This is a genomic window from Ensifer sp. GW101-20A05 (assembly GCF_059424735.1).
This window is the reverse complement of the sequence record NZ_JBWKZT010000009.1, coordinates 87,318-104,771: the sequence shown is the minus strand read 5'-3', so window position 1 is coordinate 104,771 and position 17,454 is coordinate 87,318. Positions and strand designations below refer to the sequence as shown.

The following is a 17,454-nucleotide window of genomic DNA, read 5'->3' as shown; positions in this document are numbered from 1 at the left end:
AATACATGCCAAAGTGGTTGGTTTACTTGATCGCTCCGAGTAGCAGGCCGGAGCGCATGAGCCGGCTCAAAAGCCCGGCCATGACCATCATCGGGATGATGGCAACGAGAACGGCAGCGGAGATCGCCCACCATTCATCGCCGCGCTGGCTATTCTGGCCGGCGACGAGGATCGGCAGCGTCTGCCATTTGGAATTGGTCAGGAACAGCGCGAAGAGAAACTCGTTCCAGACGAAGGCGAGCGTGATCATGAAGGTGGCGATCAGCCCCGGCTTCGACATCGGCAGCACGATGCCGAAGAAGATCCGCCAGGACGGCACGTTGTCGACCATCGCCGCTTCCTCGACTTCGACCGGCAGCGCCTCGAAGAAGTCGCGCATCAGCCAGATGACGATCGGCAGCGAGAAGGCGATGTAGGCGAAGGTCAGGCCGATGTAGCTGTCGACCAGCTTGAAGCCGAGTTTGCCCATCTCCGTGTACATCAGGTAGAGCGCGAAAGCGGCGACGATCGGCGGGAACATGCGCTGACTGACGAACCAGAAAACGATGTCGTTGTTGCCGAGTTCCGGCCCAGGCAGACGAAAGCGGCTCGAGATCACCGCAAGCGCAAGCGCTGCGACAAAGGCGTAGATTAGCGAAATCCCCTGGCCGTAGCCAAGCACATGGCGCCCGACAAGGAAGCCGCCGAAGGCGATCGCCACGAAGATTAGCGCCGAGAGCAGACGGAAGCGGAAGGTGAAGCGCACCAGCGCATAGGCCGCCATGGCGCCAATGAATGTCGCGGCGATCGATGCCGAAAGACCGATGATCGTCGACGCCAGGAAGGTGTTGAAAAACTGACCGCGCTGGCCCGACAGTAGCTCGCTCCAGGCTGTCAGGCTCGGCTCGAAGTCGACGAAAGGCAGATAGGTCGGGCCGCCGACGACGGCGATCGGCGTCTTGAACGAGGTGATCAGCACCCAGTAGAGCGGAAAGAAGGTGATGGCGAGCCAGACGAGGCAGCCGCCGAGCGCCAGCCAGCGCCGTTTTCCCTTGAGAGTGCGCACGCTCATTTGTGCTTCTCCAGATAGGGCTTGAGGATCGCGAGATAGACGAGGCCGATCACGGTGATGACGATCAGGAACAGGAAGGAGAGCGCCGACGTGTAGCCGAGATTGAACTTCTTGAAGCCTTCCTGATAGGCAAAGAGCGTCAGCGTCTCGGTCGAAATCCCCGGCCCGCCGCCGGTCATGACGAAGACCGTGTCGATGATCTTGTAGCTCTCGATCAGGCGGATGAAGACGACGGCGACCGAGATCGGCAACAGCATCGGAAAGGTGATGTCGCGAAACTGCTGCCAGGGCGTGGCGTTTTCGAGCGCGGCTGCCTCGTAGACATCATCCGGCAGGGTCTGCAACCCGGCAAGCAGCATGAGGATGACGAACGGCGTCCACTGCCAGACCTCGACGGCGATGATCGAGCCGAGCGCCCAGCTCGTCTGCGTGAGGAAAGGCAGATTGGGAAATCCGAGCGCAGTCATCAGCTCGTTGAGCGGCCCCATCGTCGGATTGAGCACCTGGCGGGCAATCAGCGCGACGGCAACCGGTGCCACCAGCATCGGCAACAGGAAACTCACTCGGAAGATCCCCTCGCCCGGAACCCGCGAATTCAGTGCCAGCGCCACCGAGAGACCGATCACATATTGCAGCCCGACGGAGATGAAGGCGATCAGCGTCGTCGTGCCTGCCACATGCCAGAAGCGCGGGTTTTGCAGGAGGTCGATGTAGTTGCCGAAGCCGACGAAACGCGCCGGCGTCGGCGGCACGAGCCGCATGCTCATGAAGCTGGTCGTCAGCGAATAGACGAGCGGAAAGATCGAGATCAAAAGGACGATGAGGAGCGCCGGCCAGATGAAGAAGTGCTTGATCGGGTCGTTGCGCGTCATGCGGCCGCCCCTCTCGCCAGAAGCGCCTCGATCTCGCCAAGCGTCGGCATGGCGGGCGCCGTGCCGCGGCGGGTAACCGCGATGCCGGCCGTCGCGCAACCGAAGCGCACGGCCTCAACCGGCGCGAGATCCCGCGCCAGCGCTGCAGAGAAGCCGCCGACAAAAGCATCCCCTGCCCCGGTCGTGTCGATCACCGGCCCGCTGGCGATCGCCGGCACCAGCACCGACTGCTCGTGGTTGTGATAGAGCACGCCGCGTTCGCCGAGCGTGATCAGCGCCGTTCCGGCACCCTTCTTCAGCAGCACGTCACCAGCGCGACGAATGTCGTCCTCGGAGGACAACGAAAAGCCGACGATGGCTGCCGCCTCGGTTTCGTTCGGCACGAGATAGTCGCAGAGCGGATAGATTGCGTCCGGGAAGGGTTCGGCCGGAGCCGGATTGAAGACGGTGGTGACGCCGGCGGCGCGCGCGATCTCGAGCGCGCGCTGAGCTGCCGCGACCGGCTGCTCCAATTGGGTCACGAAGATGCGCGACGCCTCTATCGTTTCCCGAGCGGCTTCGACGTCATCGACTCCGATCGAGCCTGCAGCACCCGGATAGACGATAATGGCGTTTTCGCCGTTCTGGTCGTTGACGTAGATGAAGGCAGCCCCCGTCGGCAGATCGTCCATCTGCACGATCTTCGGCGTCACGCCGGCTTCGGCATAGGTGCGCAGCGCCATCTCGCCGAAGGTGTCGCGGCCTAGCTTCGAAATGAAGGAAACCGGGCTGCCGGCTCGGGCGCAGGCAACCGCCTGGTTCGAGCCCTTGCCGCCTGGTCCGACGGAAAAGCCGCTGCCGGTAATCGTTTCACCGACAACCGGCATGCGCCGCGCCAGATAGGCCGTATCGGCCACGAAGATACCCAGGATCGAAACACCAACCTTCATTCAAGCCTCCCCCTGCGACCGCACCGCAGGAACGGCGTGCCCAGGCAATCTCTCGCGATTTCATGTGTCGTCTAACACTGCGCGGCGATCGCGCAGGCGGTTCGCTTAGGTCTTGGGCGGGATCACGCCCTTGGTGAAGAGGAAGCAGCCGTAGAACCGCGTTTCACCCGTGGTGATCACGCAATAGGCCTTTTTTGCTTCCTCGTAGAACTTGAAGCGCTCGATGCCGTACATCGGCGCCGGTCTTCCCTCGGCGCTATCGATCACGGCCTGGACCTCCTGCTGCACCGGCAAGACTTCGTCGGGCGCACCCATGACCTCCATGCGGCCTGCGGAAGGCTGCAGCGGCGTATCGAGCGGCAGCACGGAAAGCACCGCTTCGACCGCACGCGCCGCCGAGACATTGTCGATCCGCAGCAGCGTGCCGAGCGTCGTCTTGCGGGCGATAGAGTCGGACGGGAAATTGGTGTCGGATATGACCAGCGTGTCCCCGTGCCCCATGGATCTGAGTGCATGCAGCACATCAGCGTTCAGAGCCGGGTCGATATTCTTCAGCATACAGTCCTCCTCCAGGCGCCATGCCGTCGCAGCCGCGCCATATGCGTTTCCGCTCTCGGGAGAAACGCGTCTCCCCAACTGTTCAAATGTCCATCGCGCAAGCCGGCTCCCCCCGCCTCGCGCATGGCGGGTCCCTTACTCGCCGTAGGGGATCCAGATGTTCTTGACGTCGGTCGCGCGACGCAGATAGGCCGGGCCCTCCGCCGCATCGCGATCGAGCCAGTTCGTCGCCTTGCCGTAGTCGACGAAGGTACGCTTCAGGTTACCGGCCGAAAGCATCTCGACCTGCGTCGATAGCTCCGGCGTACCGAAGGCCCAGAGGGCATCGACGTCGTTGTGGCTTGCGAGCGTCTTTGCCAGCTCAAGCGCCGAACCGGTGACGATGTTGACCACGCCGGCCGGAACGTCAGACGTTTCCAGAACCGTGTAGAAATCGGTCGCAGCCAAGGGATGCGGCTCGCTCGGGACGACGACGACGCGGTTGCCGACGGCAATCAGCGGCGCTACGAGGCTGACCATGCCGAGAAGCGGCGCTTCCGGCGGGCAGATGACGCCGACGACGCCGATGGCTTCGGGCATGGCGAGCGCGACGCCGCGCAGCGGCGGCTGGTGAATGGCACCTTCGTACTTGTCCGCCCAGGCGCCGTAGGTGAAGAGGCGCGCGATCGAGGCCTCGACCTCCGCCTTGGCGTTGGCGGCCGAGGCACCGGTCATGTCAGCGATGCGGTCGGCGAACTCATCGGCGCGACCGCTGAGGTTTTCGGCGATGTAATAGAGGATCTGGGCGCGGTTGTGCGTCGTTGCCGAGGACCAGACGGATGCCGCCTGCGCCGCGACGACGGCGTTGCGGATATCCTTGCGATTGCCCTCGCCGACCTCGCCGAGCACCTTGCCCTTGGGCGAAAGAACGTTGCGATTGTAATTGCCGTCCGGCCGCGCCTGCTTGCCGCCGATGTAGAGTTTGGCAGTGCGGTCGACGGTCGGCATGGCAAACTCGCCAGCGACCGGCTTCAGCGTCGGTTCGGCAACCGCCGCCCTGAGCTTGCGGCCGAGCCATGCCTTGGGCTTCAGATATTCATAGCAGCCTTCGCGACCGCCCTCGCGGCCGAAGCCGGACTCGCGCTTGCCGCCGAAACCGGCGGACGCGTCGAAGAGATTGGTGGCGTTGACCCAGACGACGCCGGCAGCAAGCTTCGCCGCAACATGCAACGCCAGACCGATGGTCTCGCTCCAGACGCTGGCGGCAAGGCCGTAGCGCGTGTGGTTGGCCAGCTGGATCGCCTCTTCCGGCGTGCGGAAGGTCATCGAGACGGCGACGGGGCCGAAGATCTCTTCGGTCGCGACGATCGAGGTCGGCTGCACGCCGGTCAGCAAGGTCGGCGGATAGAAGCTGCCACCCTTCGGCAGTTCGATCGACGGCTGGTGCAGGGCTGCTCCTTCGGCGACGCCCTTGGCGACCAGGCTTTCAATGCGCTGCAACTGCACCGGCGCGACGATTGCCGCCATGTCGATCGCCTTGTCGAGCGGGTGACCGACGCGCAACGTCTGCATGCGGCGCTTCAGGCGTTCGTAAAAGAGCGGTGCCACGCCTTCCTGCACGAGGATGCGCGAACCGGCGCAGCAGACCTGGCCCTGGTTGAACCAGATGGCATCGACAACCCCTTCGACGGCACCGTCGATATCAGCATCGTCAAAGACGATGAAGGGCGACTTGCCGCCGAGTTCGAGCGTCAGCGACTTGCCGGTGCCGGCCGTACGCTCGCGGATGAGGCGGCCGACCTCGGTCGAGCCGGTAAAGGCGATCTTGTCGATATCCGAATGCTCGACGATCAGCGCGCCGGTCTCGCCTTCGCCGGTCACGACGTTGAGCACACCGGCCGGCAGACCGGCAGCGGCAGCAAGTTCAGCGAAGAGCAACGCCGTTAGCGGCGTGAATTCCGCCGGCTTCAGGATGACGGTATTGCCGAGCGCCAGAGCCGGCGCGACCTTCCAGGCGAGCATCAGGAACGGGAAGTTCCAGGGGATGACCTGGCCGACGACGCCGACCGGCACCTGGTCGGCAAATTCGGTTTCCTGCAGCTGCGCCCAGCCGGCGTGATGATAAAAGTGGCGGGCGGCAAGCGGGATATCGATGTCGCGGGTTTCGCGGATCGGCTTGCCGTTGTCGATCGCCTCAACCACCGCGATCAGACGCGCATGGCGCTGGATCATGCGGGCGAGCGCATAGAGATGGCGGGCGCGGGCATGGCCCGGCAGCTTCGCCCAGGGCCCTTGCGCCTTGCGGGCGGCGGCAACGGCGTCGTCGACGTCCTTGGAACCGCCGAGCGCGATTTTCGCCAAAAGCTTGCCGGTTGCCGGCTCGTTCGTCTCGAAGGTCTTGCCGGAAGCAGACGCGACAAAGGCGCCGTTGATGAAGTGGCCGAATTCGCCCTTGTGGCGTGCCAGCCACTGGCGGGCTTCCGTGTCGGCTTCGGGCGCTGGACCATAGGACATTTCGTCAAAAAACCTTGCGACAGTCATCGGGATCATCCAATCGGGTGTCGGTTGAGGGCCGAGTAGGCGCCGGTCACGTGGTGTTCGAGCTGCCGCTCGATGTCGGCAAGCAGGCTCGACGCACCGATGCGGAAGAGATCCGGCTCGAGCCATTCGCGGCCGAGTTCGTCCTTCATCAGGAACTGGTAGTTCAGGATGTCCTTGGCCGCGGAAATGCCGCCGGCCGGCTTGTAGCCGACCTTGAGGCCGGTCTGTTCCTGATAGGCGCGGATCATGCGCAGCATGACGAGCGTTACCAGAAGCGTGGCGTTGACGCCTTCCTTGCCGGTCGAGGTCTTGATGAAATCGGCACCCGCCATCATGCAGACGAGCGAAGCGCGCGCAACATTGCGCAGCGTCTTCAGATCGCCGGTTGCGAGGATGGCCTTCACATGGGCATCGCCGCAGGCGGCACGGAAGTCACGCATCTCGTCATAGAGCGCCTGCCAGTTGCCGGTGAGCACATGCTCGCGGGTGATGACGATGTCGATTTCCTTGGCGCCATCGGCGACGGACGCTTCGATTTCGCGCAGCTTGACGTCATGCGGAATGAGACCGGCCGGAAAGCCGGTGGAAACCGCGGCGACGGGAATGCCCGAACCGTCAAGCGCCTCGACGGCGGTCGAAACGAAACGATGATAGACGCAGACCGCACCGGTCGTGATGCCGCGGCCGCCCATGCCAATCGCATCGAGGATATCCTGGCGCACGGGCTGCCGCGCCTTGGCGCAGAGGCGCTTGACGCGCTCCGTCGTATCGTCGCCATTAAGCGTGGTGAGATCGATACAGGTGACGGCCTTCAGCAGCCAGGCGGCCTGCGCGTCCTTCTTCACCGTCCGGCGGCCCGGCAGCGTCGCGACGCGGCGCTCGGCGGCAGACAGGTTGACGCGCTGGTCCAGCACCCACCCAAGATCGAGATCGATGCCGTTGTTACGCGGCCAGTTATGGCCCGCCGCCGGCGATGGCACGACTTTCGACGCGCCTGACTTCACAGCTAGGTCTTCCAAGCGATGGCTCCTTGAACTCCCTGTCACGGCACAACTCTACACCCAGGGCGCAGCCGTGGAGATCGTCAATTTTGTTATTTTTCTACCGATTTTTTGTGACTATTCCATCAAATATTGAGGGTGTCAAGCGAAGCGTCCGGATTTTGACGAATTCGTAATATTTTTGATCCGGTCGCGATTACTGCGCCGGCACCAGGGTTTCGCCCTCTTCGGTAATGACAGAGCGAAAGACATGAAGGGGTGCGAAAAACGCCGGCTTCAGCTTGCCGATCTTGCTGAGGTCGATGACGAGGTGGCTCTCGCGGGCAAGTGAAATGACCTTCTGCTTCACCGATACTTCGTGAAAATGGACGCAGGTGGCACCACGGCCCGGATCGACACCGGCCGCCGACAGGAAGGCGACATTGATACCGAGCGAATCCAGCGTCTCCAGCCCGGAATTGCCAGAGAAGGATGCCGATGACGGGTGATAGACGCCGCCCAGCATGACGATCCGCACATTTGGCTTGTGCGTCAGCTTCTCCGCCACGTTCAGCGAATAACACACTGCAGTTATTGAATAATTTTCCGGAATGAGATCGACGAGGTATTCCAGCGTGGTGCCGCAATCGATGAAAATGGTCTCGTCAGGACAAATGTGGCGGGCAGCATGGACGCAGGCCTCGCGCTTGGCCGCGGCATGGCTGTCGGCCTCGCGTGCCAGTTCATAGGGCGTATCGGGCTCAATCTCTCCCGCCGGCACAATATGCCCCCCGAGAAAGGCGAACTGACCGGGATTGTCGGCAACGTCGCGGCGGATCGTCATTTCCGAGACGCCAAGCAAGGCCGCAGCGTCACGCAGATGCAGAACTCTCCGCCCCGAAAGCGCGTCGGCGAGCTGGATGATGCGGGCTGTCTTGCGGCTGACCATGGTTACTTCCGTGTCCGGATCGTTTTCGCTGCCCTGTGGCCTCGAACAGTATTTGTGAAAATTATCACAAAATGGCATGTGCAAGCAAGGGGGACTTACATTGCTTGCGAAGCAGCCAAGGGGTTTTAGCGGTACGTGGCTTGTCGAAAAAGCGAAACGGCGGACACCTGGCCCGCCGTATGAATGAATGGTTTCGGTCACACCAAATGGTCTCGGTCACAACGGATCGGGAGGCGGTTAAAGATCAGCCTCCAACAGGTGCAGTTCGCGCCGCCAGCCAGGTCAAGGTTTCGGTGTCGAGCAGTTCGTCCACCTCCTGCACAACACGCCGGTGATAGGCGTCGATCCACTGCCGCTCAGCTTGCGTCAACAGACCGACATCGGCCAACCGCATATCGATCGGAACCAGAGTCAGGCTGCGGAAGCTTAAGAAACCGTCGCCGTCGTCTACCACCTCGACCTGGTTCTCGATGCGGATGCCATAAGCACCCGCCTTGTAGTAACCAGGCTCGATCGTCGTCACCATGCCCGGCTTGAGCTCGATCTCGTTCACCCGCCGATCGAAGCGCTGGGGCTGTTCATGGACCGAAAGGAAGTGGCCAACGCCGTGACCAGTCCCGTGGTCATAGTCGAGCCCGAGATCCCACAGGGGACGACGGGCGAAGGCGTCAAGCTGATGACCGTAGGTTCCTTTGGGAAACTTCAGCGTTACCATGGAGATCAGCCCCTTGAGCACGGCGGTGTAGGCACGCCTGATCTCGTCGCTGACCGGACCTATCGCGGTCGTGCGGGTCGCGTCGGTGGTGCCCGTCAGATACTGACCGCCGCTGTCGAGCAGATAGATCCCGCCTCTCGCGATCGGCGCACTGGTCTCGCTCGTCGCGGCGTAATGGCACATCGCCGCATGGCTGTCGGCCGCCGAGATCGATCGGAAGCTCGGTTCAACGAAGCTTTCCTCCATTTGCCGGTAACCGAGGATGCGTTCCTCCGCCTCCAGTTCGCTCACCGGCCGGCCGCTCGCATCCCGATCGGCGGCATTTTGTTCAAGCCAGACGAAAAAGCGGATCCAGGCCGCGCCATCGAGACGGTGGCAATCGCGAAAGCCGGCAAGCTCGGTCGCGTTCTTGTGCATCTTGGCAAGCGTGATTGGGCTTCGGGCAAGCTGTACAGTCCCGCCGGCGGCGCGCGTGGCATGAGCCGTCGCAGACGGGGCAAAGCCCGGATCGATCAGTGCGGTGCGACCGGCTGCGATCGTTCGCACGCGCTCAAGCAACTGGGAGGGTTCGGCAATCGCGACATCGTCAAGTTCGAAATCCGAGAGGTCGTTCGGCAGCTTGCGGTGATCGACAAGCCATTCGGTTTGCCCGGCGCGGTCGAAGATCAGGAAAGATTGCGGCATCGGGTTGAAGGCAACGTCGCGACCACGCACGTTGAGGAACCACGCGATATTGTCGGGCTGCGCCTCGACCAGGAGATCCGCCCCCTGCTCCGCGAGCATGGCGGCGATGCGGCGCTTTTTCTCGGCGACGCTTTCGCCCGAATAGGCAACCGGAAAGGCCATGATCTTGCCGAGCGGCTTTTCCGGCTGATCGGCCCAGATCGCGTCGACAAGGTCGTCGTCGACAGGCGTCCAAAGGCCACCTGCCGCCTCGACCGAACGGCCGCAGTCCGCATCCCAGGTCGATGGCAGCAGCATGGCGTTGAAGCCGACACGCTCGCCCTTGCGCAGGTTGTTCCTCAGCCAATCCTTGAGCGGAGCATCGTAAAAGTGCTCGATCGCAAAGGTGTCGAGATCCACTTCGTCGCGCACCTGCACCTGGTAGCGGCCATCGACGAAGATGGCGGCGCGGTCGCGCATGACGATCGCCACGCCGGCGGAACCGGTGAACCCGGTGACGAAAGCCAGGCGATTGTCGTGCGGCGCGCAATATTCGCCCTGATGCTCATCGAAGCGCGGCACGACGTAGCCGTCGAGCCCGGTTTCCGCAAGCTTGCGCCGCAGGGCGCCGATCCGGCCGGAGATATCCGGCCTTGCTCTCGTATCCATGATGTCTTCCTTATCGAATTGAGTTTCAGGCGTCGCCGATCGTCTCGGCGAAATGGCAGGCGGTCATGCCGGCACCGACCGGACGCAGCGCCGGCTTTTCGCGACGGCAGAGCTCGGTCGCGTGCGGGCAGCGCACGTGGAACGGGCAGCCCGGCGGGATGGCAAGCGGGCTCGGCAACTCGCCTGATAGCGCGGGGGCGCGACGTCTTGCGTCGGGATCGAGCGAAGGCGCGGCAGCAAGCAACCCCTTGGAATAGGGATGCATCGGCCTCGAAAACAGCGCCTCCGACGGGCCGATCTCGACGATCGCGCCAAGATAGATGACGGCGACGCGGTGCGAGACGTGGCGCACGAGCCGGAGATCATGCGCCACGAACAGCACCGTCAGGCCCAGCTCGTCCTGAAGCTCGATCAACAGGTTGACCACCTGCGCCTGCACCGAAACGTCTAGGGCCGAAACCAGTTCGTCGGCCACAAGGCAGATAGGCTCCAGCGAGAGCGCGCGGGCGATTCCGATGCGCTGGCGCTGGCCGCCCGAGAATTCATGCGGATATTTTTCGGCGGCCCCTTCGGGCAGCCGGACAAGGTCCAGCAGCTCGTCGACGCGCTGGTCGATCGCAGCCCCTTCACGCATGCGATGCACGGATATCGCTTCCCGCAGTGTATCACGCACGGTCATGCGCGGATTGAGCGAGGTGTAGGGGTCCTGAAACATCATCTGAACACGCCGGTTATAGGCCCGCCTCCGCGCCCCCTTGAGGCCGACGACGCTTTGTCCCTCGAAGAGGATGTCGCCGGCCGTCGGGCGATGCAGCCCGGCGATCAGGCGCGCGAGCGTGGACTTGCCACAACCGGATTCCCCGACGATGCCCAGCGTCTCACCCGGCATCACGTCGAGATCGATGCCATTGACCGCCGAGACGACCTGTTGCGGACGTCGGGCAAGCGTGTCGGAAAGCGAGCGTCGCTTCTCGAACTGGATCGACAGCGCGCGAAGCGAAAGCAAGGGCGTCGTGCCTGCCGAAGTCGGAATGGTCGTCATTGCGCCGCCTCCCGCGGTCCGAAATGCGCTTGCGCATCCTCAAGATGATGGCAGGCGACTTGCCGCGACGTGCCGATCGCTTCGAGTTTGGGTCGAAGGTCCGGACATTCGCGTCCTGCGACCGGACAGCGGGCGCTGAAGGCGCAGCCGGGCGGAAGCGCGTTCAGCGCCGGCGGTGCGCCGGGGATGGAATAGAGCGGCGTTCGCGGCGCGACATCGCGCGGGATCGAGCGCAACAGCCCCAGCGAATAGGGATGGCGCGCATCGCCGATGACATCCGCCGTCGACCCGATCTCGCAAAGCCTGCCGCCATACATCACGGCGACGCGGTCACAGGTTTCGGCAACGACGCCCATGTCATGGGTGACGAGGATCACTGCCATGCCGAGGTCGCGGCTGAGCGACTGGATCAGCCTCAGGATCTGGTCCTGGATCGTGACATCAAGCGCTGTCGTCGGCTCGTCGGCCAGCAGCAGTTTCGGGTTGGAGGCAAGCGCGATGGCGATCATCACACGCTGGCGCATGCCGCCGGAGAACTCGTGCGGGAAATCATCGAGACGATTGCGCGCCGCGGGGATGCCGACGAGATCGAGGAGTTCGATCGCCCGCGCTCTTCTCTGCCTGGCGTCGAGGTCCGTATGGGCGACGAGGTTCTCCGAAATCTGCAGGCCGACCGTCAGCAGCGGGTTGAGTGACGACATCGGCTCCTGAAAGATCATTGCGATCTCGCGGCCACGGATGCGCCGCAGCTGTGCCTCGGAGAGCGGAACGAGATCTTGGCCGTTCCACAGGATTTCGCCGGCGACCCGCCCGCGCGGTCTGATGATGCCGAGGATCGAGCGGAGCGTAATGCTCTTGCCCGAGCCGGACTCGCCAACGAGCCCAAGGATCTCACCCGCCGCCACCTGGAAAGAGACATCGTCGACCGCGACCAGCGGACGCTCTCGCGTTCCGAACTCGGTGCGAAGGTGCCGGACGTCGAGTACGACGGGTTTTTCTTGCGTTGCCATGTCAGCGCCCCTTCGGTCGAAGCAGATCGGCAAGCGCGTCGCCGACGAGGCTGAAACCGAGCCCGGTCAAGACGATGGCGATGCCCGGCATCAGGCTCATCCACCAGGCCGTCATCAGGAAGTTACGGCCCTCGGCGATCAGCACACCCCATTCGGCCGCCGGCGGCTGCGCGCCGAGGCCGAGATAGCCAAGCGACGACCCGAGCAGGATCGCGAGCGCCATGTCGGTCATCCAGTAGACGAGGATCGGCGAAATCGCATTCGGCAGCAGATGCCGGAAGATGATGCGCCGGTCGGAATAGCCGAGCACCAGGCCGGCGGCAGCATAGTCGTTGGCCTTCTGTGCCATGATTTCGGCGCGCGTCAGCCGGGCGTAATAGACCCAGTTCACCGCGGTGATCGCCACATACATGTTGACGAGGCCGGGGCCGAGCACCGCGACGATAGCCATCACCAACACCAGGAATGGAAAGGTGATGATCGCGTCGACGCAGCGGCCGAAGATCACGTCGGCAATGCCGCCGTAGTAGCCGACGAAGGCGCCGACGGTGATCCCGATCAAAAGCGCGAAGATCGTCGCGAAGAAGGCCATCTGCATGTCGACGCGATAGGCCCAGATGACGCGCGAGAGCACGTCACGGCCGAAATTGTCGGTGCCGAAGGGATGCGCAAGGCTCGGCCGCTGCTGGATTGCCTGGAGGTCGAAGGCGAGCGGATCGTAGGGCGCAAAGACCTGCGGAAACAACGCGAGTGAAAGCGACAGGCCAAGGATGACGACGCCAACGACAAAGGACGGACGGGAAAAGGCGCGGGCCAGAAAGGCAGCGATCCGACCCCGCGTCGGCGAATGAGATTGCGTGAGAGCCGTCATGATTGGCGAAGCCTCGGATCGAGCCAGGATTGCACGACATCCGTCAAAAGGAAGACGACGGAGACGAGCACGGCGAAGGTCAGTGTCAGGCCCTGGATCAACGGGTAGTCGCGGGCAAAGATCGCCTCCAGCATCAGCCGGCCGACGCCCGGAATGGCAAAGACCGTCTCGGTCACCAGCGTGCCGCTCATCAGGTTGCCGATAGACAGGCCCAGCAGCGTCACGGTGGAGACGAGCGCGTTTCTGAGCACGTGCCGGGTCATGATGATGCGCGGCGAAAGCCCCTTGGCGCGGGCGAACTGCACGTAGTCGGCGTCGAGCACCTCGATCAGCGAGGCCCTGAGATTGCGCAGGATGATCGCCGACGTATAGAGCGCGACGCTCAGCGCCGGCAGGATCAGATGGTAGAGATTGGCGAGGAAGGTCTTGCCGTAACCGCCGACCGGGAACCAGCGCAGTTGCGCGGCCAGCACCGTCAGCAGCAGCAGCCCGATATAGAAGACGGGCATGGAAAGGCCGACCTGAAAGACGCCGCGGATCGCGACATCGACAGGAGTGTTGACGCGCGACGCCGCGAGAAACGCGAGCGGACCGGCGAGGAAGATGGCAAGCACGACCGAATAGAGCGCCAGGAAGATCGTCGTCGGCAGGCGAGCGAGAATGATCTCGGTCACGGGCGCCTTCAGCATGATCGAGCGCCCGAGCTCACCCGTCAGCGTGTTCTTGACGAAAACGAGGAACTGCACCGGCAGCGGCTGGTCGAGACCGAGATTGTGCCGGATCTGTTCAAGCTGGGCATCGGTCGCCTTGGCCTCGGCCATGGCGATTGCCGGATCGCCCGGCAACAGGCGCACGAGCAAGAAAATGAAGATCATCACCAAGAGGAACGTCGGGATGATCTGCAGCAGCCGCGCCACGAGATAGGAAAGTGAGGGCATGGATCCAACCTTCAACGGAAGACCGGGCGGATTTCCACCCGGCCTTCGCAGATCATTCCGCAATCAGTCGGCGCGCCAGGCTTCGGAGAAGTCGTTGGCGCCGAGCGGCGTCTGCACGTAGCCTTCGATCGACTTGGAGACCGCGACGGCAAACGGCGTTTCGAACAGGAAAAGCAACGGCGCTTCTGCCGCGTAGATCTCCTGCATGCGCTTGTATTCATCCTTGCGCTTGGCGGGATCGGTCTCAACGTTGGAGGCTTCGAACAGCGTGTTGAATTCCTGGTTGTTCCAGCCCGTGCCGACCGCCTGGCGCTGCTTGTAATAGCCGAGCCAGCCGGTCACCTGCGCCGGGTCGTTGACGTCGTTTGCCCAGCCATAGGTGTGGATGTCGAAGTCGCCGGCGCGGTTCTTCTCGCCGCGTGTCGGGTTGTCGACCTGCTCCACCTTGAGGTTGACGCCGAGCGGCGCCCACATCTGCTGGAGGGCGGTAAACAGCGTCGCGTCGTCGGCGCTGCCGGCAAGCGTCGTGAGCTTCACTTCGAAACCGCCACTGAGGCCGGCATCGGCAAGCAACTGCTTGGCTTTTTCCGGGTCGTAGGGGTAGAGCGGTTCCGGACCGTAGTGCAGCTGGGTTGCGGCCGACATCAGCGAGGTCATCGGCTTGCCGGTATCGAAAGTCACGAGCTTGATCAGCACGTTCTTGTCGGTCGCATAGTTCAGCGCCTGACGCACCTTGATATCGGCAAGCGGGTTCTTCGAGCCGTCCTTCTTCGCCTCGCGCGTGTTGATCGGCGCGTAGACGATACGGGTCGACGGGAAGAGCTCCATCTTCAGGTTCGGATCGGCGCCGAGTTCGCCGACGCGGGCGAAGGGAATGAACTCGGCCGCATCGACTTCGCCGGCCTGAAGCTTGAGAATGCGGGTGGCGTCATCGGGTATGACGAGGAATTCCACCCGGTCGAGATAGGGCAACGGCTTGCCGTCTTCACCCTGGCGCCAGTAGTTCGGGTTGCGCTCGAAGCTCATGCTTGAGCCCTGCACGTGGCTCTTCATGACGAAAGGACCAGAGGTTACCGGTCCGGCTGCGAAGAAGGCGCGTGCCTTTTCCTGGTCCGTTGCACCAGCCGCCTTCTCGAAGGCAGCCTTCGGCATGATGCCGGTGTTGAAGGTCGCGAGGATCGAGATGATCGTCGGATCGGGGTTCTTCAGCGACACGGTGATCTTGTTGCCATCGGCTGTCACCTTGTCGACGGCGCCAAGGAGCCCTGCCCAGGGACCGAGCTCCGGGTTGCGCGCCCGGTCGAGCGAAAAGACGACGTCGGCGCCGGTCAGATCAGAGCCGTCGGAGAATTTCAGGCCAGTTCGGAGCGCCATTGTGATGGTCTTGCCGTCGGCGGAGACCTCATGGGTTTCGGCAAGCCCCGGCACGATCGAGCCGTCAGGGCCATTGCGCAACAGCGTTTCGTAAAGGCCGTTCACCATCCAGAGATCAGGATTGCGGTCCGCATAAACCGGATCGATGACGGTCGAGTCGTCATAGCGCGCAAATGTCATCGCGCCGCCGCGCTCGATCGCAAATGCCGAGGTGGCTGCAAGCAGCCCAAGCGTCGCCCCGAGCATGATTGGCAATATACGTTTCATCTCACTCCTCCTTTTGACCGCAGCCAGCATCGATCGCGCGCTCAACACGTTCAATTGGATATTGGATCCAATTTTTCTTACTGTTTTTAGACGCCGACGGATTGCCGCGAAGACGTTCTTGTAGTTCCCCTTTTCAAAAGGCCAGCATGCGATCTGATCGCTTGCCGAACCAACTTTAGCTGGACTAAAGTACATCGATAGACGTGAGTCAAGCGGAAAGAAAATCATGCCCTTGAAGATCGAAGAGGCGCCAGAAGCAGCCAGTGGCGCCTCCCTCCCCGAAACCTCGACTCCCGCCTCGCTCGGGCAAATGCTCAGGGCGCGCCGCAAGGAAATTGGCAAGACCATGAAGGACGTGGCACGCGAGGCCGGTCTGACGGAAGGCTTCATCAGCCAGATCGAGCGTGGCATCTCCACCCCGTCGCTAATCTCGCTTTACAACGTCGCCAACGCGCTTGGCACCAGCGTCGACACCTTCCTGTCGCAGCCGCCGCAGCACGGGCATTCCATGGTGTCGCATGCCGGCGAACGCCCCGGCTACAATGTCGAGACCAAGGAGCGCGTCTACGAGCTGATCGAACGCGGCTTTCCGGGCGCCGCGCTCAATGGCTGCATCACCCATATGCCCAAGGGCTACGCCTCCGAACTGACCAGCCACGAAGGCGAGGACTTCCTCTACCTGATCGAGGGCGAGATGCTCTACGAGATCGACGGCAAGGAATATCTGTTGAAGGCCGGCGACACGCTGCACTTCCCTGCCTCGCTGCCGCACAGCGCCCGCAATGTCGGCGCCGGGCCGGCCCGCGAACTCTGGGTCGGCACGACCCGGATCATCAAGGAAGACTGACGGGTCGCTCGCGCAGCGATTTGCGCGAGCGACGTATTGGAGCGCCTGCGCGAGATGCAGGGCGCCGGTCTGCGCGCTTACTGCTTGCGCGGCCAGGTATCGGCAAGCCGATAGCCGGCCGGCCAGGGATCGGCCGGGTCGAGCATCACCTGGTGCGTGCCGGTGATCCAGGCGCGGCCGGAGATTTCCGGCACGATCGCCGGGCGTCCCCCGACCGTCGTCTCGCCGACGATGCGGCAATCGAACGTCGAATCGATGATAGAATGGCCGCTGAACCGCTGGCCGACCTTCATCACGCCGCGGGCATGCAATACCGCCATGCGTGCCGAACAACCGGTGCCGGTCGGCGAACGGTCGAGCTTGGCCGGCTGGATGACAACCGTGTTGCGACCGTGCAGAACGCCGTCCTTTTCCTCGATCGGCAGCGTGAGCTGGCAGAAGGAGATGTGATCCCATTCCGGATTCTCCGGATGGGTGAAACCGAGCTGTTCATTGGCCGCGCGGGTGATCTTGATGCCGGTTTCGGCGAGTTCACGCGCCTCGTCCGGCGTCACGGAAAAGCCAAGCGCGCGGGCGTCGGTGATGACGAAGCTGTCGCCGCCATAGGCGATGTCGACCGCGAGTGTACCCAGGCCCTCGACCTCGAGCTTGGCGTCGAGCTTGTCGGCAAACGACGGAACGTTGGTGACGGTGATGCGCTCGGCCTTGCCGTTGCGGCACTCAGCGACGACGTTCACCAGTCCGCCCGGCGCCTCCAGCACCATGCGAGTTTCCGGCTCCTGCATCGGCACGATGCCGCTGTCGAGCAGCACGGTGGAAACGCAGATGGAGTTGGAGCCGGACATCGGCGGCGTATCCTCGGGCTCCATGATGATGAAGCCCATCGTCGCGCGCGGATCCTTCGGAGGCACGAGAAGGTTGATGTGGCGGAAGACACCGCCGCGTGGCTCGTTGAGCACGAAATTGCGCAGTGTCTGGTCTTCAGCGATGAAGCGGCGCTGTTCCCATAGCGTATTTCCGGGCGGGGGTGCGACGCCGCCGACGATGACGTCGCCGACTTCGCCCTCCGCGTGGCAGGAAACGATGTGGACGACCTTGTTGCTGCGCATGCCTCTTCTCCTTCCAAGCGGTGGACGGGTGCCACCTGGGCGACCGATACCCTGCGCATCGGCCGTGCTCCCGCATATTACCGGGATGAT

15 protein-coding genes are annotated in these 17,454 nt (G+C 63.1%); 1 reads left to right on the top strand and 14 read right to left on the bottom strand.

From position 1 onward, the window contains the following. Positions 1-22: 22 nt before the first annotated feature. The 13 genes from AC070A_RS21760 to AC070A_RS21700 all read right to left on the bottom strand — a co-directional run bounded on the left by AC070A_RS21760 (position 23) and on the right by AC070A_RS21700 (position 15,408). Positions 23-1,051, bottom strand: a complete 1,029-nt coding sequence (locus tag AC070A_RS21760) for a carbohydrate ABC transporter permease (RefSeq protein WP_492383910.1) — start codon at positions 1,049-1,051, stop codon at positions 23-25. After that, complete coding sequence (locus AC070A_RS21755) at positions 1,048-1,923, bottom strand: carbohydrate ABC transporter permease (protein WP_057249193.1); 876 nt, start codon at positions 1,921-1,923, stop codon at positions 1,048-1,050. Before AC070A_RS21755 ends, AC070A_RS21760 begins: the two co-directional genes overlap by 4 nt. After that, the gene (rbsK, locus tag AC070A_RS21750; RefSeq protein WP_112996930.1) at positions 1,920-2,852 is read right to left on the bottom strand and encodes a ribokinase; all 933 of its coding nucleotides are present in this window, start codon (positions 2,850-2,852) and stop codon (positions 1,920-1,922) included. Before rbsK ends, AC070A_RS21755 begins: the two co-directional genes overlap by 4 nt. A 105-nt stretch (positions 2,853-2,957) precedes the next feature. Then, the gene (locus AC070A_RS21745) at positions 2,958-3,410 is read right to left on the bottom strand and encodes an RbsD/FucU family protein (RefSeq protein ID WP_057249195.1); all 453 of its coding nucleotides are present in this window, start codon (positions 3,408-3,410) and stop codon (positions 2,958-2,960) included. Between the two features lie 135 nt (positions 3,411-3,545). Further along, complete coding sequence (locus tag AC070A_RS21740; protein ID WP_113132674.1) at positions 3,546-5,930, bottom strand: aldehyde dehydrogenase family protein; 2,385 nt, start codon at positions 5,928-5,930, stop codon at positions 3,546-3,548. 5 nt (positions 5,931-5,935) lie between these two features. Continuing rightward, a complete protein-coding gene (gene deoC, locus AC070A_RS21735) occupies positions 5,936-6,949 on the bottom strand; it encodes a deoxyribose-phosphate aldolase (RefSeq protein ID WP_112996928.1) in 1,014 nt (337 codons plus the stop codon). A gap of 178 nt (positions 6,950-7,127) precedes the next feature. Further along, positions 7,128-7,859, bottom strand: coding sequence for a DeoR family transcriptional regulator (locus AC070A_RS21730; RefSeq protein WP_057249198.1), 732 nt, complete (start codon positions 7,857-7,859; stop codon positions 7,128-7,130). A gap of 244 nt (positions 7,860-8,103) precedes the next feature. Next, on the bottom strand, positions 8,104-9,906 hold the full coding sequence (locus tag AC070A_RS21725; RefSeq protein ID WP_057249199.1) for an aminopeptidase P family protein: 1,803 nt from the start codon (positions 9,904-9,906) through the stop codon (positions 8,104-8,106). Positions 9,907-9,931: 25 nt separating this feature from the next. Next, a complete protein-coding gene (locus AC070A_RS21720) occupies positions 9,932-10,948 on the bottom strand; it encodes an oligopeptide/dipeptide ABC transporter ATP-binding protein (protein ID WP_113737390.1) in 1,017 nt (338 codons plus the stop codon). Further along, positions 10,945-11,958, bottom strand: coding sequence for an ABC transporter ATP-binding protein (locus tag AC070A_RS21715; protein ID WP_113737389.1), 1,014 nt, complete (start codon positions 11,956-11,958; stop codon positions 10,945-10,947). The genes AC070A_RS21720 and AC070A_RS21715 overlap by 4 nt, the downstream gene beginning before the upstream one ends. A 1-nt stretch (position 11,959) precedes the next feature. Beyond that, positions 11,960-12,829, bottom strand: coding sequence for an ABC transporter permease (locus AC070A_RS21710; RefSeq protein WP_113737388.1), 870 nt, complete (start codon positions 12,827-12,829; stop codon positions 11,960-11,962). After that, entirely contained in the window at positions 12,826-13,767 is a 942-nt protein-coding gene (locus AC070A_RS21705) for an ABC transporter permease (protein WP_112996926.1), read from the bottom strand. The genes AC070A_RS21710 and AC070A_RS21705 overlap by 4 nt, the downstream gene beginning before the upstream one ends. Positions 13,768-13,830: 63 nt before the next feature. Continuing rightward, the gene (locus tag AC070A_RS21700; protein WP_057249203.1) at positions 13,831-15,408 is read right to left on the bottom strand and encodes an ABC transporter substrate-binding protein; all 1,578 of its coding nucleotides are present in this window, start codon (positions 15,406-15,408) and stop codon (positions 13,831-13,833) included. A 226-nt stretch (positions 15,409-15,634) separates the two neighbouring features. Between AC070A_RS21700 and AC070A_RS21695 the strand changes: the two genes are divergently transcribed. Next, positions 15,635-16,255, top strand: coding sequence for a cupin domain-containing protein (locus AC070A_RS21695; protein ID WP_112996925.1), 621 nt, complete (start codon positions 15,635-15,637; stop codon positions 16,253-16,255). A 77-nt stretch (positions 16,256-16,332) separates the two neighbouring features. Here the strand turns inward: AC070A_RS21695 and AC070A_RS21690 are convergent, their stop codons facing one another. Then, positions 16,333-17,364 (bottom strand): trans-3-hydroxy-L-proline dehydratase, encoded by a 1,032-nt coding sequence (locus AC070A_RS21690; protein ID WP_057249205.1) that lies wholly within the window; start codon positions 17,362-17,364, stop codon positions 16,333-16,335. Positions 17,365-17,454: the final 90 nt, after the last annotated feature.

Bases quoted from the DNA above. Each gene is read 5' to 3' on its own strand.
- AC070A_RS21745 (WP_057249195.1), bottom strand. From the start codon at position 3,410: ATGCTGAAGAATATCGACCCGGCTCTGAACGCTGATGTGCTGCATGCA.
- AC070A_RS21725 (WP_057249199.1), bottom strand. From the start codon at position 9,906: ATGGATACGAGAGCAAGGCCGGATATCTCCGGCCGGATCGGCGCCCTG.
- AC070A_RS21720 (WP_113737390.1), bottom strand. From the start codon at position 10,948: ATGACGACCATTCCGACTTCGGCAGGCACGACGCCCTTGCTTTCGCTT.
- AC070A_RS21690 (WP_057249205.1), bottom strand. From the start codon at position 17,364: ATGCGCAGCAACAAGGTCGTCCACATCGTTTCCTGCCACGCGGAGGGC.
- AC070A_RS21715 (WP_113737389.1), bottom strand. From the start codon at position 11,958: ATGGCAACGCAAGAAAAACCCGTCGTACTCGACGTCCGGCACCTTCGC.
- rbsK (WP_112996930.1), bottom strand. From the start codon at position 2,852: ATGAAGGTTGGTGTTTCGATCCTGGGTATCTTCGTGGCCGATACGGCC.
- AC070A_RS21760 (WP_492383910.1), bottom strand. From the start codon at position 1,051: ATGAGCGTGCGCACTCTCAAGGGAAAACGGCGCTGGCTGGCGCTCGGC.
- AC070A_RS21755 (WP_057249193.1), bottom strand. From the start codon at position 1,923: ATGACGCGCAACGACCCGATCAAGCACTTCTTCATCTGGCCGGCGCTC.
- AC070A_RS21730 (WP_057249198.1), bottom strand. From the start codon at position 7,859: ATGGTCAGCCGCAAGACAGCCCGCATCATCCAGCTCGCCGACGCGCTT.
- AC070A_RS21740 (WP_113132674.1), bottom strand. From the start codon at position 5,930: ATGACTGTCGCAAGGTTTTTTGACGAAATGTCCTATGGTCCAGCGCCC.
- AC070A_RS21710 (WP_113737388.1), bottom strand. From the start codon at position 12,829: ATGACGGCTCTCACGCAATCTCATTCGCCGACGCGGGGTCGGATCGCT.
- AC070A_RS21700 (WP_057249203.1), bottom strand. From the start codon at position 15,408: ATGAAACGTATATTGCCAATCATGCTCGGGGCGACGCTTGGGCTGCTT.
- AC070A_RS21695 (WP_112996925.1), top strand. From the start codon at position 15,635: ATGCCCTTGAAGATCGAAGAGGCGCCAGAAGCAGCCAGTGGCGCCTCC.
- AC070A_RS21705 (WP_112996926.1), bottom strand. From the start codon at position 13,767: ATGCCCTCACTTTCCTATCTCGTGGCGCGGCTGCTGCAGATCATCCCG.